Source organism: Ruegeria sp. ANG-R, assembly GCF_000813985.1.
Taxonomy (GTDB): domain Bacteria; phylum Pseudomonadota; class Alphaproteobacteria; order Rhodobacterales; family Rhodobacteraceae; genus Ruegeria.
The window spans coordinates 544228-559583 of sequence record NZ_JWLJ01000001.1; the positions used below are offsets into that span (position 1 = coordinate 544228).

Sequence of the window (15356 nt, forward strand, 5' to 3'; positions counted from 1 at the left end):
GGCAAACCTCTCATCCTGTCATAAAACAAAAGCAACGAGCGGAGGACGCCGAGGTGATCGAGCCGTTGGTTTTACTGCCCGGACTGATGTGCGATGCACGGTTGTTTCAGGCGCAGTTAACCGCATTGTCGCATGAGCGCGCCGTCATGGTCGCCCCAATCTTCGGCGGTGAGCGGGTCGAGGAGATCGCGTCGGGCCTGCTGGACCAACTGCCGCATCGGTTTGCATTGTCCGGCTTTGGTCTGGGTGGAAGCGTCGCGCTTGAGATCGTGCGGCGTGCAGCCGACAGGGTGACGCGTCTGTGCCTGTTGGCAACCGATGCGCAGGCCGATACACCTCATATCGCGGCGAGCCGCGAAGATCTGATCGTGGGCGCGCAGGCCGGTCGGTTGGACGAGATGATGCGCAAGGTGATCGGCTCGGACATGATGGCCCCTGGCCCACAGCGTATCCCGATCCTGAACGATGTCTTGCAGATGGCGGATGCACTGGGTCCGGGTGTTTTCGTGAGCCAGATGCGGACACTGCAGCGCCGCCCGGATCAGCAGGGCACGCTGCGCCGTATCCGGATGCCGACTCTGGTCGTTTGCGGGGCGCATGATGCTGAAAGCCCGGTACGAAAGCACGCTTTTATGGCCGATTTGATCCCCGGTGCGGAACTGCGCGTGATCGACGCCGCCGGGCATTTTCCAACTCTGGAAACCCCTGAAACAGTGAATGCGATGCTACGGGATTGGATGCAGATACCGCCGCGGCTGACCTAGTCGTAGAAAGCTGCACGCTGATCCTTTGTCAGAACGGTTGGATGCGCGACCGGCTCGCCCGTATCAGACCTGAAAAACGGTGTATCCTTCCAACTGCCGGATAGGCGCGATTTCAAAACGCGTATCAGCAAACCCATTGCGGCATAGCGGATTTTCTCATGAGACTGTCTGCCGTCAGCCTTTGGTATAAATCCACGTGTCGTGATGGGGCCAAGATCGCTGCGGTCGGGGATGCGCTTGACGATGAAACCCGCGAACGGAAACTTTGGTGTCGTCGGAGTTGTCGCAAGCGGCGCGTTGCAGCATTTCGCATACCAGCGCAACATGCCTTTGGGGCTTAGTTGCATCACGGCCAGATGCGCGGCACCTGTTTCAATCCTGATGTCTTCGGGTGCCATCTGGAAAATCTCGACCGGGCCGGGCGCAGGGTCCGGCTGTTCGAAATAGAGCTGAGCGGCGCGGCAGTCGTGGCAGAAGCACACGACATGTGTCCCGGATCGGACTCCGTTTCTGGTGATGTGTCCCGATAGCGTGCCACAGTCGCAGCAGAAGGAGAGGTCTTCTGCCGCCTTTCGGGTCATGCCACTTTGTTGTTGTTGGCAGCGCGGCGGCGTGGTTTGCGGCTGTTTTCGTTCATGAAATCAATCACAAGCGGACGGATGTTGTCGCGCCAGCTGCGGCCCGCGAAGATGCCATAGTGACCCGCACCGGGTTCAACATGGCTGGCTTTCTTGCTGTCTGGCAGGCCGGTGCACAGGTCGAGCGCCGCGATGCATTGACCGGGTGCCGAGATATCGTCATTCGCGCCTTCAACCGATTTGACGGCGACATCGGTGATCTTTCCGATATCCACCTTGTGGCCCGCGACAACAAATTCATTGCGTGCGATTTCGCGGTTTTTGAACACACGTTCGACGGTTGAAAGGTAGAATTCGGCCGTCATATCCATCACGGCCAGATACTCATCGTAAAAGCGGTTATGGGCATCGTGCTCGGATGCCTCATCCCGGATAACCCGCTGGATCTGGTCCGAGAAGGCTTTGCTGTGACGCTCGGCATTCATCGACATGAACGAGGCAAGCTGCAGCAGGCCGGGATAGACCATGCGGCCAACCCCTTTGTATTTGAAGCCAACACGCTGGATCATGGTTTCTTCCAGCTGTCCCATCGTGACGCGGCGGCCGAAATCGGTCACTTCGGTCGGGGTGGCATCGGGGTCGACGGGACCTCCGATCAAAGTCAGCGTGCTGGGCTGCGCCTTGGGCTCGACCTCGGCCAGATAGGCGGTCGCGGCCAGCGTGAGCGGTGCGGGCTGACACACGGCTATGACATGCGTATCCGGACCCAGCTCTTTCATAAAATCGACAAGGTAGAGCGTGTAATCCTCGACATCGAACTTGCCTTCGGACACGGGAATGTCGCGCGCGTTATGCCAATCGGTGATGTAGACTTCACAATTGACCAGCAGGCTTTTGACGGTCGAGCGCAGCAGGGTCGCGTAGTGTCCGGACATCGGTGCAACCAACAGCACCTTGCGCGGCTGTTCTTCGCGTCCATTGACGCGGAAATGGATCAGGTCGCCGAACGGGCGCTCAAGCACGGTTGTGATATCGACCAGATGGTCTTTGCCGTCTTCGCAGGTGAAGGTCCGGATGCCCCAGTCGGGCTTGACGACCATACGTTGGAATGTGCGTTCGGTTACTTCACCCCAAGCGGCCATCCAGTTGAACGCCGGATTGGGTGTCATCGAAAACAGGGGATAGGACGCCATCGCGCTTGCGGTTGCACCAAGCCACTGGTTGGTGTTACGCATGGTTTCCATCAGGTCATAGGTCATCATGTAGCGCATCGAATGTGCCTCCTGAGTATCAGCCTGAGAATTCGGACCATTCGCCGCTTTGCCCCCCGACGCCAACGACGTTATTCTGCACAGCAGCGAGACTAGGGGGGAATTGTTAAAATGACAACTACCGACGACCAGACGCCAAAATTGACCGAAGAACATATTGAACGACTTAAAGAAAATATGGGCAAAGTCGAAGAATTGTCCAAACGCCTCGTTGAAGTCATGGCGGGGAAAACACCACATACCCCTGCGTTAGACGGCCCGAATCAAGAGCTTTTTGCAAAGGCAGCAACGGCATATTGGGCCGATGTCATGCAAAACCCCTCAAAGCTGCTGGAACAACAGATCGAGTATTGGGGAAAGTCTGTGCTCAACTTTGCCGAAGCGCAGAAAGCGATGACTTCCGGCGAAAGCGAAGAGCCAGAGGCCCCGGCCAAAGATAAACGGTTTTCCAACCTGATGTGGGACACCAATCCCTATTTCCGGCTGATCCGCCAGCAATACCAGACCAATGCTGATGCGATCGCTCAGGCTGTCGCATCTGTTGATGACCTAGATACCAAAGACAAACAGCGCCTGCGTTATTTCTCGCAACAGATCATCGATATGATGGCGCCGACGAATTTTCTGGCCACCAACCCCGATGCGCTGGAGAAAGCCGTCGAGACTGAAGGTCAATCATTAATACAAGGGCTTGAAAACCTCGTATCCGATCTTGAGGCCAATGACGGCGAGATGGTTGTCCGACTCGCCGACGAAAGCGCCTTTGAGATTGGTGGCAATATCGCGACAACGCCTGGAGACGTCGTTTACCGCAACCGGATGATGGAACTGATCCAATATAAACCGGTGACCGAGACGGTGCATGAAACCCCGATCGTTCTGTTCCCGCCCTGGATCAACAAATTCTATATCCTCGACCTGAAAGCCCAGAACAGCTTGATCAAGTGGGTGACCGAGCAGGGCTATACTCTGTTTGTGGTCAGCTGGGTCAATGCCGACAGCTCTCATGCTGATATCGGAATGGAAGACTATATTCAGGAAGGGTTCCTGACTGCCATCGAAGAGGCCAAGAAAATCTGCAAGGTCAAGCAGGTCAACGCGGTAGGCTACTGCATTGCTGGAACGACACTCAGCCTGACGCTTTCGCTGATGAAGCAACGCGGCGACAAGTCGGTCAAATCGGCTACTTTCTTCACGACCTTGACGGATTTTGGAGAGCAGGGTGAATTCACGCCGTTTCTGCAAAATGATTTCGTAGATGGGATCGAAGATCAGGTTTCAAAAGACGGCGTGCTGAAGGCCTGGATCATTGGCCGGACGATGTCCTTCCTGCGTTCACGGGATCTGATCTACACCCCGGCGATCCGCAGCTACATGATGGGTGAGACGCCGCCCGCCTTCGATCTGCTTTACTGGAACGGGGATGGGGCCAACCTGCCCGGTAAGATGGCGATTCAGTATTTGCGCGGTTTGTGTCAGGGCAATGGTTTCGTGACGGATGGGTTCGAATTGCTGGGGCATAAACTGCATATCAAAGATGTGGATGTACCGCTGATGGCGATTACCTGTGAAACAGACCATATCGCCGCCTGGAAAGACTGCTATCGCGGTGTGCAGCAGATGGGCTCGAAGTCAAAGACCTTTGTGGTTTCTGAATCGGGACATATCGCTGGCATCGTGAACCCGCCAAGCAAGAAGAAATATGGCCATTATACGAACCCGGACCTGAAGGCAGACGCCGAGACTTGGTTGAAAGAGGCCGACTTCCACGAAGGATCTTGGTGGCCAATGTGGGAGGCGTGGTTGAAGAAGCGGTCAGGTAAGCAGGTTCCGGCTCGGGACACCGGCGATTCGGATCATCCGCGACTTTGCCCGGCTCCGGGGACCTATGTTTTGGTCAAAGCAAACCGCTGATATCATTTTGAAACTCAAATTTTTCTGCATTGCAGCAAGAAAAAACTTGCAATGCTGCGATGCAGCAATCATATTGCCTTCAAGCTGATGAAAACCGGGGTGGGCCCGGAACGGCTAGAAGGATTTAGGACAATGGCAAAGACCCAAGACTTTACCGCGACCCTGAAAGACATGATGGGCGCGTTCCCGGTTGACACAACCGCTCTGGAAGATGCATTCAAATCGACCGCTTCTCTGAACGAAAAGCTGTCGGGTGTTGCTCTGGACGCAGCTGAGAAATCGGCTGAAATCTCGAACAAGTGGACCAAGGAAACTCTGGCCAAACTGACCGAGATGTCGAAAGCAAAAACCGAGCCTGCGGATTACGCAAAAGCCGCAACCGACTTCGCAAGCGCGTCGGCTGAAGTTGCTGCTGAAAACATGGCTGCTTTCGCAGAAATCGCGAAAAAAGTTCAGACCGAAACTGTTGAGCTGCTGATGGCGGCTGGCAAAGACGCTGCAGAAGATGCAACCGCAGCTGTTAAAAAAGCCACCAACGAGGTGACCGCTGCAGCAAAGAAAGCAGCAACCACCAAGTAAGTAAGACTGCGATATCGCACCCATTCCTCCCAAATGGTGCAATCGCTGCGGGCAGGTCTTTCGACCTGCCCTTTCTTTTTGTTCTGCAGTCGCATAACCTGCGCTGCAACGCATCATCCTTGGGGAGGGTACAGGGTGTCGGAACAAGAAAAACCGCTGCTGATCAAGCGCTATGCAAGCCGCCGGCTGTATAACACCGAGACCAGCGATTACGTGACGCTCGAAGATATTGCCGGATTTATTCGTGACGGCCGCGAGGTTCAGATCATCGACCTGAAAACGGGCGACGACCTGACCCGTCAGTATCTGCTTCAAATCATTGCCGAACACGAGAGCCGCGGCGAGAACGTGCTGCCGATCAATGTGCTGAACGATCTGGTCCGCAGCTACATGGTTCCGGGCGGGGGCATGATGCCGCAGTTCCTGCAAAGCTCGTTCGAGATGCTGCGCGAAAGCCAGTCCAAAATGATGGAAAACATGAATGCGATGAACCCGATGTCTCAGATACCGGGGTTCGAGGCGATGCAGGCGCAGCAAAAAGCGTTTCTGAAGGCCATGACTGGCGGTCTGTCAGGTAACTGGTCGGGCCCCGATCAGGAGGCCGAGACTCCGTCAGAGCCGAAAGAGGATCTGGACGACATCAAGAAACAACTGGCCGAGTTGCAACAAAAGCTGTCCAAGCTGAGTTGATCAGGCCGATGCGCTGGCTGTTTGCGCTGGGCGTGATGCTCTGGGCTCAGACAGCGCTTGCGCAGGGCCAGTTCACTTCGGTCTGGGAACCTGTCTGCACACTGGGGCAGGACAGTGCCGCAGGGTGTGAAGATATTCGGGCGCGCGAAATCCTCGACGCCGCGGCCGATCCCTGGAGCGCCATTGGCCGGGTCAACTTTGCCAGTCGTAACCAGCGGTCGCACTGTACCGGAGTACTGGTGTCCGAACGGCTGGTTCTGACTGCCGCGCATTGCCTTTACAACGGCGCCCGCAACAGCTGGATTCCTCCGGAAAGTATCCGTTTTGCAGCGGGCTACCAGCGTGGCGCGGCCGCTGCTGTTTCGTCCGTTACGGCGTACCGTCTTGATACCAAACAGGGCGTTGGAGGTGCCTTCGACAACCGCCCCGATCTGGATTGGGCCGTGCTGGAGTTGACTGATCCGATCGGGGAACAGGTGGGTTTTCTGGCTGTTTCCCGGGCCGTCGCGCAGATGGGCTCGGTTGCAGGTTACCCCGGTCTGCGGCCCCATGTGCTGAGCCGAACCGGGGCATGTATCCCAGATCTGGCTGGCGACGGGCTGATACACGCGGTCTGCCCCGTCATGATGGGGGATTCCGGCGCGCCGCTTTTGGTGCAGAGCGATGCAGGGCTGGCCGTCGCGGGGATATTGTCACGTATCGCGCCAACCCCGGAAGGGATTGACGCGCTATTCCTGTCAACTCAGGTATTCGATCCGGGTTTGAACTGACAATCAGGTACCGTAAACCGGCACCGGGCCAACAACCTCACCAACAGATGCCAACAGGATGTCCGAGATCACGTCCAGTTCTTCGCGTGTCAGACGAACGGGCAGGCGCACGTCGCAGGCCCTCATCAGCATCGCGCGGGTCTGTGGCAGGTCAAACTGTTCGGGCAGAAACTGCCAGTTCCAGAAGGCGCGGGCATTGTCCTGGCTCATGCCAAAGACCTGTACCTTGACACCACGCGCTTCGGCTGCGGCGGCAAAGGCGCGGATTTCCTCGTCGCTGAGGTCCACCAGATTGAACTGGATCGAATCCGGTGCGCGCTGTTCGGGGGCCAGAGGGGCAGGGACGTCGATATAGGGTGACGTATTCAGACGCTCGGCCACATAGTCGTGGTTTGCCAGACCGTCGCGCACTCGGCGTGCCAGTTCGGGGATTTGCGGACGAATGACTGCGGCGCTCAGATTGCTCATCCGCAGGTTATAAAGCGGCAACTGGTTCTGCCAGCGGGCAAAAGCCTGCTCCAATTCGGGCGAGCCGGCGTGCTTTTTCCAGTTATACTCGTATGCGCCCGACATGATGACGGTGCGTGCGACCAGATCAGCGTCGTCGCTGACCAGAATGCCACCTTCACCTGCGTTGATCATCTTGTAGGATTGGAACGAGAAGCAACCTACTTTGCCGATGGTCCCGATATTGCGCCCGTGCCACGTGGTGCCGAGCGAATGCGCCGCGTCCTCGATCACCGGGATATCGCGCGCGTCACACAGCTCCATGATCGCGTCCATGTCCGAGGTGTGGCCGCGCATGTGGCTGATGATCACTGCTTGAACGCTGTCCAGCTTGGCCGCGAAATCATCCATATCGACGCGATAGTTGTCACCCACTTCGCACAGAACCGGAATGCAATCCGCGTGAACGATCGATGAAGGCACAGCAGCAAAGGTAAAGCCGGGAATCAATACTCGTGCGTCCCGGGGTAGCCCCAGCGCCTTGAGCGACAGGAACAATGCGGCTGAACAGGAGGAAACCGCCAGTGCATATTTCGCCCCGAGCAGATCAGCGAACTCGGTCTCGAGCAGGGCGACAGGTGCATCCTGCGGCGCGGTATAGCGAAACAGGTCGCCGGATTGCATCAGGGCGTCAATGGCATCGCGTGCGGCTGAGGGGATAGGTTCGGCTTCATGAACGTTGGGTACAAGCGTCATATTTGGATTTCCCGAATTTTATCTTTGGGAAATATAAATTCAACATGCAGACAAGCCAAGCCCCTTTCGCCAGGTCAGCGACATTTCACCAAATTGTCGAAAAGGATGCTTTCAGATGCCTAGCCGGTCGCGCAGTGCGTACCAGGTCATGGCCAGCACCAGCAGTGGCGTCCGCAATGCAGGCCCGCCCGGAAACGATAGTGCGGGGACGCGGGCCATGGTGTCGAACCCCTCGGCCTGACCCTGAATTGCCAGCGCCATTAGCTGCCCGGCATGGGTCGCGGTGCCAACCCCATGACCGGAATAGCCCGAGGCGGACAGGATGTTCGGGGCCAGCCGCGCAAGATATGGCATACGCCGCATCGTGATGCCGAGCGTTCCACCCCATGCATAGTCAATTCCGACATCTTGCAAATGCGGGAAAATCTCGGTCATGGGTTTGCGCACTTTGGCGGCGATGTCTGCAGGGAAGCGATAGCCATAGCTCTCGCCGCCGCCGAACAGCAGCCTGCCATCCGCGCTCAGCCGGAAATAATTCACCACAAACTTCGTATCCGCGACGGCGATGTCCCGGGTCAGGACCTTTTGCGCCTCGGTGCCCAAGGGTTCAGTTGCGGCAATGAAATTGTTGATGGGCATCACACGGGACGCAACTTGCCGGTTCAGATCGCCAAGATACCCGTTGCAGGCCAGAATGACGTGATCAGCGGCAACTTTGCCTTTGTCCGTGCGCACCGTCACGCGAGAGCCCGGATCGATACCAAGAACCTCGGTGCCTTCATGCAGACGCAGCCCGGCTCCGACCGCCGCACGCGCAAGGCCAAGTGCATAGTTCAGGGGATGCAGGTGCGCTGCACCCTTGTCCAGATACCCGCCTGCATAAGCGGGAGAGGGGCAGAGGCCACGCCCCGCTTCGGCATCCAAACCTTCGATCTGATCGTAGCCGTACCGGTCCGACAGATGCGACGCATGATCGTGAAGTTCGGCGCGTTCCGAATCACTGAACCCCAGAACGGCAATGCCGGGCTTGAGATCGCAGTCAATCTGATGGCGCGAGATCAGAGATTTGACCAGATCCTTGGCGTCTTCAGCCAAATCCCAAAGCTTGGATGCGTCCTCATCTCCGACAAGGCGTTCAAGATCCTCTTGGTCCATCCGCTGTGCACTGCCCAGCTGTCCGCCATTTCGCCCCGATGCGCCAAAGCCCACGCGATGCGCCTCAAGCAGAACAACATCGAACCCGGCCTGAGCCAAATGCAAAGCCGCCGAAAGGCCCGTATAGCCGCCTCCGACGATGCAGACGTCTGCCGTATGCTCGCCTTCAAGCGCCGGGTAGCGGTCGAATGGATGCGCCGTTGCGGCGTACCAGCTGGGCGGATACTCCGCCTTGCGATCATTGGAATACAGCAGGTTCATCGCAGCTTTGCCTTAGACGTTCATCAGCAGATGCTCACGCTCCCACGGGGAAATGACCTGCAGAAATTCTTCATACTCGGCGCGTTTGACGATGCCGTATACGCGGGCGAATTCCGGGCCCAGAACCTCGTGTAGGGCGGTGGCTTCATCAAACAGATCCAGCGCTTCGCCCATGACCTGCGGAATATCCCCGTCACCTTCGTAGGCATCGCCATAGAATTGACGGCGCGGGCGTTCCTGCTGGATCAAGCCCAGATAGCCGCAGGCCAGTGACAGAGCGATGCCCAGATAGGGGTTGCAGTCCATTCCGGCGATGCGGTTTTCAACGCGCCGCGCTTCGGGGCCAGACAAGGGCACGCGAATACCGGTGGTGCGGTTGTCGCGCGCCCATTCCAGATTGATCGGCGCGGCGTGGTCTTTCACATAACGTCGGTAGGAGTTCACGTAGGGCGCCATCACCGCCAGACCGGCGGGCAGGTGGTTCTGCAGGCCGGCGATGAAATTGTAGAACGCGTCCGTTTCCCCGCCCTGTGGGCCCGAAAAGATGTTCTGTCCCGTTTCCATATCGATGATCGAGTGATGGATGTGCATCGCCGATCCCGGCTCGTCCTCAATCGGTTTTGCCATGAACGTGGCAAAGCAGTTGTGCCGCAACGCGGCCTCTCGGATCAGGCGTTTGAAATAGAACACTTCGTCGGCCAGCTTGACAGGATCGCCGTGGCGCAGGTTGATCTCCAGCTGACCCGCTCCGCCTTCCTGCGTAATGCCGTCGATCTCAAAGCCCTGATACTCGGCAAAATCGTAGATGTCGTCGATTACCGGGCCGAATTCATCCACCGCCGTCATCGAATAGGCCTGACGCGCTGCTGCGGGACGTCCTGAACGGCCCATCATCGGCTTGATTCCATGTGCCGGATCGACGTTTGGTGCGACCAGGAAGAACTCCATCTCGGGTGCGACGATCGGGTCCCAGCCTTTGTCGTGATATAGCTGCACAACACGTTTCAGCACGTTGCGCGGGCTAAAGGGAATGGGCTCGCCGTCCCGGTCGAATGCGTCGTGGATAACCTGGAGCGTCCAGTCGCCCGTCCAGGGAGCGGCTGACGCGGTCGAGAAGTCGGGCTTCAGGATCATGTCCCGTTCGATGAACCCGTCCTCGCCCGCAGCTTCACCCCAATCCCCGGTTATGGTTTGGTAGAAAATACTGTCGGGCAGGTGGAAATAAGATTGCTTGGCGAATTTCGACGCGGGGACCGCTTTGCCGCGCGCGATGCCGGGCAGGTCCGATATGATGCATTCGACCTCATCCAGCCGCTTGCCGTCAAAATAAGTACGCGCCGCCTCGGGCAGTTGGTCTGTCCAGTCGGCCATCAGGCCCTCGCTTTCTTAAGAAAATCCGCCATATGGCGGCCGATTTTGGCATTGTCGTCTGCGCTATCCTGCCTGTTCGCGGCGGCCTGCATCAGCGCGTCGGGAACGACGCCTTTACCTCGGGTCTCCATCAGACCCCGAATGAAGTCATTACCGTATTCAGGATGGGCCTGCACGGTCCAGATTGTATCGCCGTAGGTAACCATGGCGTTCCGACAAAATTCATTTGTGCCGGTGACCACAGCGTTTTCGGGCAGCTGTGTGACCTGATCCTGATGCCACGCATTCAAGGTGACGGTCTGATCGCCAAACCGGTAATCCGTGCGCCCGACGGCCCAGCCGCCTTTGAACTTTTCCACTTTTCCACCAAGGGCTTGCGCGATGATCTGGTGGCCAAAGCAAACGCCGATCAGGGGGTTTCCGGTTTTCTGAATATCCCGGATCAGGTGTTCGAGCGGGGGAATCCACGCATGGTCCTCGTAGGCACCGTGGCGCGAACCTGTGATGATCCAGCCGTCCGCCTGATGCGCGTCTTTCGGGAACTCACCGTCGACGACTGCATATGTCTGATATTCGAAGCCGTTCCCCTCCAATAAACCGCGAAACATGCGGTCATATTCCCCGAACTGGTCATGCAATTCGTCAGGTGGGTGGCCGGTTACAAGTATGCCGATTTTCATAGTTCACCAAATTTGATCAAATTTATTCTAGCGGACCGTAGCGAGGCGGGCAAGGGGCTCATACGCTTTCGAGATAACTGAGCCAGTGTTCTTCAGGCGCACGGGACGCGAATCGAGCGATTTCCTGCCGCTTGGTCATCGCCATGTTGCGGATCAGGTCGGCCGGGAAGATGCGCGCGACGAGCGGGTCAGTCTCGAACGCGGATATCGCTGAATGCCAGTCCGGGGCGAGTTGCGGCAGGTCCAAGATCTCGTAGGCATTCCCCGAGATCGGGGCAGGTGGCTGCAGCCTGTCCTCGATCCCGATCAGTGCCGCACCCAAGACCGCGGTCAGCATGAGATAGGGGTTGATGTCACCGCCAGCGACGCGATGTTCGATCCGCCGCGCTGCGGGGGCTCCGCCCGGAATGCGCAGTGCGGCAGTGCGATTCTCATAGGCCCAGCTTGCGCCGGTGGGGGCGTGTGCACCGGGAATGAGCCGCGTGTAAGAGTTCCCGTGCGGTGCAAAGACCAGCGTAGAGCCGGGCATGGCTGCCAGACATCCCGCAACCGCTGAGCGCAGCAATTCGGTGCCTTCGGGGCCCCCGTCATCAAAGATATTCTGGCCATCAGCGTCGATAACCGAGAAGTGCACATGCATCCCGTTGCCCGCATCCTCGGGGTAAGGCTTGGCCATAAACGTCGCGGTAAATCCGTGCTTGCGTGCAAGGCCACGCGTCAAGCCTTTGAAAAGCCACGTATCATCGGCGCAACGCAGGGCCTCCTGATGGTTCAGATTGATCTCGAACTGGCCGATTCCGCTCTCCGATATGGCGGTTTGGGCCGGGATGCCCATTGCGGTGCAACCATCGTAGAGGTCGGTAAAGAACGCATCAAAGGCATCCATCTCGGCCATCGACAGAACGGCCTCGTCTCGCAGCCTGCGTCCGGTGACCGGGTTGATAGGGGCCTGCGGCTGGTCGCCGGAAGCGTCGAGCAATGTGAACTCTAACTCGGTGGCGGCAACAACCGACCAGCTTCGTTCTGCATAGCGATCCAGAACCGCAGACAGTGCGTGGCGGGGATCGCCCGCAAAGGGTGTTCCACCATCGTGATAGAGGCACATGGGCACCAGAGCAGTGGCCGTGTCGAGCCAGGGCATGGGCACTGGGCCACGCCCTGTCGGACGCAGGACGCCATCGGCATCACCACTTTCGAAAACCAGCGGACTGCCATCTATATCGGCCCCCCAGAGATCGACATTAAGCGCTGAGAACGGCATCCGTACGGCCCCCTTATCCAGCTTGGTGGCATAGGAGGGCGGCACGCGTTTGCCGCGCATCTGTCCGTTCAGGTCACAGGCGGCGACGCGGAATGTGTGCAGGGCGCTCAGGTCCATTGGGGGCTCCGTGATCTTGTTTCGAGAGGTTTAAATGAGGTTTGTCGCCTTGTCACGAAATTTGATCAAATTTTGATCAGTGCTGTTTTGCGGTTGGGTGCAAAAATCGAAAATGTTCAATTTGTACAGGACCTGACGCCGGTTTCTTCCGAGTTGTACAAGACACGACGGCCAATTGTGCCCGGCTCAACGATGCCTATAGTGTCTAACCATGTTCATCTTCGTTATCATTCTGTTAATGACCGCAGGCGGTTGCGCCTATTACTTCTGGTCCAGGAAACAGGCCCGCGCCGCGCTGTTGGCGACGCCTCTGAGCACCCATCAACGCAATATCATCGAGCGGCAGGTGCCGATCATTCGCAGACTACCCGCCGGGTTGCGCAGCCATCTGGACGGCAAGGTGAACCTGTTTCTGGATCAGGTGGATTTCCACGGTTGCGATGGGCTGGAGGTGACCGAAGAAATGGAACTGTCGATCGCGGCGCAGGCCTGTCTGCTCGTGATCAACAGCGACCTTTGGTATGACAACCTGACGACCATTCTGATCTATCCCAATGCGTTCAAGTCGAAGCAGCAGCGGCGCTCGGGCTATGTCGTCTCGGAAAAAGAGATCGTGCGAACCGGTGAAAGCTGGGATCGCGGGCCGGTGATTCTGTCATGGGCGCACAGCCAGCGGGGTGCGCTGGATGATCGGGACGGGCAGAATGTGGTGCTGCATGAGTTCGCGCATCAGATCGATGACCTGTCAGGCAGCACCAACGGTGTACCGATCCTGAGCGAAGGGCAGACATTTGCCGAATGGGAAAAGGTTTTCCTGACCGCCTATGACGCGCATGTCCACGCGGTTGAAAGTGGGCGACATACGGTCATCGACCCTTATGGTGCGACCGGCCATGAAGAGTTCTTTGCTGTCTCGGTCGAGGTGTTCTTTGAACGCCCCCGCGCGCTGCAGCATGAAGTGCCCGAGGTTTACGAGCAGCTTTCGAAACTGTTCCGGCTCAACCCGGTGGAGTGGTCTTAGCGCGCCAGATTCAGACGGAACCGCATCTTGGCCTTCCGCTCGGCGGGAAGGTGGCGGTTCAGGCGTTTGTTGACCAGACCAAACCCCCAGACGATCACCAGCGTCAGCAGGATGAAATAGAACGCCAGAATCGGGTAGGGGATGAACGGGTTGAACGTCTTGTCCGCGAAATAGCTGGCGTAGTACAGCGCGTCTCCGCGTTGTTGCCAGGCCGGGAAGGCCGAGAAGAAGACCAGCGTAGTGGCGTGGAACAGAAAGATCGCCTCGTTTGTGTATGCGGGCCATGCCAGCCGCAGCATGGTGGGCCAGACGATGCGACGGAACCGGGACCAGCCCGACATGCCATAGGCATCCGCCGCTTCGATATCGCCTTTGGGGATCGAGCGCAGGGCGCCATAGAAGATCTCGCCCGAATAGGCGGCCGTGTTCAGGAACAGCACAATCAGCGCTCCCAGCCAGGCCGAGGTCAGAGCGTCGAACATCGGGTAGGTTTTCTTCAGCGACAGGAAGAAGAAATACGCAAAGAAGAACTGGATAAAGAGCGGTGATCCCCGGAACAGGAAGATGAACCACTCGGACGGTTTGCGCAGCCATTTGTTGGTCGACGCTTTTCCAACGGCCAGAGCCGTGGCCAGAAAGAACCCGGTCGCCAGCGCCATCGCACCGAAATAGATGTTCCAGATCATGCCTGAGCCGATCAGGGTGAACTGCTCGCACAGGGTAAAATCGGTCTTGGGCAGCAGGCGTTCCCCAAAGCCAAGCGATCGGAGGCCATAATCCTGTATGGTCTGGATGCAGCTCATGCCGTGGTCTCCTTGCGCAGAAGCTCTCCGCCGGATGTGGCCTGACCGTGAGACAGACGGCGCATCAGTTTTTCAAGCCCAATCTCCGAGAAACGCGTCATGCCGAGGTAAAAGATCAACAGGCCGAGGAAGTACCACATGCGCCAATCGCCATGGGGGTATTGCGTGAATTTCGAGGTTTTGGTGCCGCCCAGTTCGCGGGCCCAATAGACGATATCTTCGACCCCCAGCAGAAACAGCAGGGGGGTCGCCTTGATCAACACCATCCACAGGTTGCTGAGGCCGGGCAGGGCGTAGACCCACATCTGCGGCACGAGGATTTTCCAGAAGGTCTGGCGCCGGGTCATGCCGTAGGCTTCTGCCGTTTCCAGCTGCGCGTGCGGCACGGCGCGCATACCACCAAACAGGACGTTGGCGGCGAAAGCGCCGAACACGATGGAAAATGTGATCACCGCGAGGAAAAAGCCGTAGGTTTCATGCACCCATTCAGGGGCGCTGCCCAATGGCAGTTTGGCAGCCTGGCAGACGAGGAAATCGTTGCCCTGACGAATCGGATCGGTCCAGTCGGGGCAGAGAATCTTGTGCCTGATCCATTCGAAACCCTGATCCAGAGCGATCACGAAGAACATGAAAAAAGCGATATCGGGGACACCACGTACAATCGCGATATACCCTTTGCCCAACCAGCTGACCGGCGGGATATGCGAGCGCGCCGCCATGGCTCCGACAAAGCCAAAACCCAATGCTACCGGCGCTGTGACCGCGAGCAAGGCCAGAACCTTGAGAAATGAGGCGTAGAACGACCAGTGGACACCGTTGGTCAGGTAGCACGAGAACCAACGGAATGTGCCCAGCGTATCGGGATCGGAGCAGTACGAGAAAATGGCGGGCCTCTTAGGCTGAAAAGTGGCGCGCCCA

Annotated in this window: 15 protein-coding genes; 6 read left to right on the plus strand and 9 right to left on the minus strand. The window is 57.8% G+C overall.

The annotated features are described in order from the left end of the window. Positions 1–53: 53 nt before the first annotated feature. Positions 54–764, plus strand: coding sequence for an alpha/beta fold hydrolase (locus RA27_RS02730; RefSeq protein ID WP_039534747.1), 711 nt, complete (start codon positions 54–56; stop codon positions 762–764). On the opposite strand, the gene RA27_RS02735 is transcribed toward RA27_RS02730, so the two are convergent. Further along, positions 761–1345, minus strand: coding sequence for a DUF6151 family protein (locus RA27_RS02735; protein ID WP_039534749.1), 585 nt, complete (start codon positions 1343–1345; stop codon positions 761–763). The genes RA27_RS02730 and RA27_RS02735 overlap by 4 nt on opposite strands. Further along, positions 1342–2613 carry a polyhydroxyalkanoate depolymerase gene (gene phaZ, locus RA27_RS02740; RefSeq protein ID WP_039536855.1) on the minus strand — a complete coding sequence of 424 codons (1272 nt, stop codon included), beginning with the start codon at positions 2611–2613 and terminating at the stop codon, positions 1342–1344. Before phaZ ends, RA27_RS02735 begins: the two co-directional genes overlap by 4 nt. Positions 2614–2724: 111 nt before the next feature. On the opposite strand from phaZ, the gene phaC reads away from it, so the two are divergent. The 4 genes from phaC to RA27_RS02760 all read left to right on the plus strand — a co-directional run bounded on the left by phaC (position 2725) and on the right by RA27_RS02760 (position 6566). After that, positions 2725–4527, plus strand: coding sequence for a class I poly(R)-hydroxyalkanoic acid synthase (gene phaC, locus RA27_RS02745; protein WP_039534751.1), 1803 nt, complete (start codon positions 2725–2727; stop codon positions 4525–4527). 132 nt (positions 4528–4659) lie between these two features. Beyond that, positions 4660–5106: a phasin family protein gene (locus RA27_RS02750; protein WP_039536858.1), complete on the plus strand. Its 447-nt coding sequence runs from the start codon at positions 4660–4662 to the stop codon at positions 5104–5106. Positions 5107–5241: 135 nt separating this feature from the next. Next, positions 5242–5796: a polyhydroxyalkanoate synthesis repressor PhaR gene (gene phaR / locus RA27_RS02755; RefSeq protein WP_039534754.1), complete on the plus strand. Its 555-nt coding sequence runs from the start codon at positions 5242–5244 to the stop codon at positions 5794–5796. Positions 5797–5804: 8 nt separating this feature from the next. Further along, positions 5805–6566: a trypsin-like serine protease gene (locus tag RA27_RS02760; protein WP_039534756.1), complete on the plus strand. Its 762-nt coding sequence runs from the start codon at positions 5805–5807 to the stop codon at positions 6564–6566. Between the two features lie 3 nt (positions 6567–6569). Here RA27_RS02760 and RA27_RS02765 read toward each other — a convergent pair whose 3' ends face one another. The 5 genes from RA27_RS02765 to RA27_RS02785 form a co-directional block, all read right to left on the minus strand. Continuing rightward, positions 6570–7769: an aminotransferase class I/II-fold pyridoxal phosphate-dependent enzyme gene (locus tag RA27_RS02765; RefSeq protein ID WP_039534758.1), complete on the minus strand. Its 1200-nt coding sequence runs from the start codon at positions 7767–7769 to the stop codon at positions 6570–6572. Positions 7770–7880: 111 nt separating this feature from the next. Next, entirely contained in the window at positions 7881–9185 is a 1305-nt protein-coding gene (locus RA27_RS02770) for an FAD-binding oxidoreductase (RefSeq protein ID WP_039534759.1), read from the minus strand. Between the two features lie 12 nt (positions 9186–9197). Beyond that, positions 9198–10556 (minus strand): glutamine synthetase family protein, encoded by a 1359-nt coding sequence (locus tag RA27_RS02775; protein ID WP_039534762.1) that lies wholly within the window; start codon positions 10554–10556, stop codon positions 9198–9200. Next, positions 10556–11236 (minus strand): type 1 glutamine amidotransferase, encoded by a 681-nt coding sequence (locus RA27_RS02780; protein WP_039534763.1) that lies wholly within the window; start codon positions 11234–11236, stop codon positions 10556–10558. The genes RA27_RS02775 and RA27_RS02780 overlap by 1 nt, the downstream gene beginning before the upstream one ends. A 58-nt stretch (positions 11237–11294) precedes the next feature. Further along, positions 11295–12614, minus strand: coding sequence for a glutamine synthetase family protein (locus RA27_RS02785; RefSeq protein ID WP_039534765.1), 1320 nt, complete (start codon positions 12612–12614; stop codon positions 11295–11297). A 211-nt stretch (positions 12615–12825) separates the two neighbouring features. On the opposite strand from RA27_RS02785, the gene RA27_RS02790 reads away from it, so the two are divergent. Further along, the gene (locus RA27_RS02790) at positions 12826–13635 is read left to right on the plus strand and encodes a M90 family metallopeptidase (RefSeq protein ID WP_039534768.1); all 810 of its coding nucleotides are present in this window, start codon (positions 12826–12828) and stop codon (positions 13633–13635) included. Here the strand turns inward: RA27_RS02790 and RA27_RS02795 are convergent. Next, positions 13632–14438, minus strand: coding sequence for an ABC transporter permease subunit (locus tag RA27_RS02795; protein ID WP_039534769.1), 807 nt, complete (start codon positions 14436–14438; stop codon positions 13632–13634). The two genes, RA27_RS02790 and RA27_RS02795, sit on opposite strands and share 4 nt — an antisense overlap. Beyond that, entirely contained in the window at positions 14435–15322 is an 888-nt protein-coding gene (locus RA27_RS02800; RefSeq protein WP_039534771.1) for an ABC transporter permease subunit, read from the minus strand. The genes RA27_RS02795 and RA27_RS02800 overlap by 4 nt, the downstream gene beginning before the upstream one ends. Between the last annotated feature and the right edge of the window lie 34 nt (positions 15323–15356).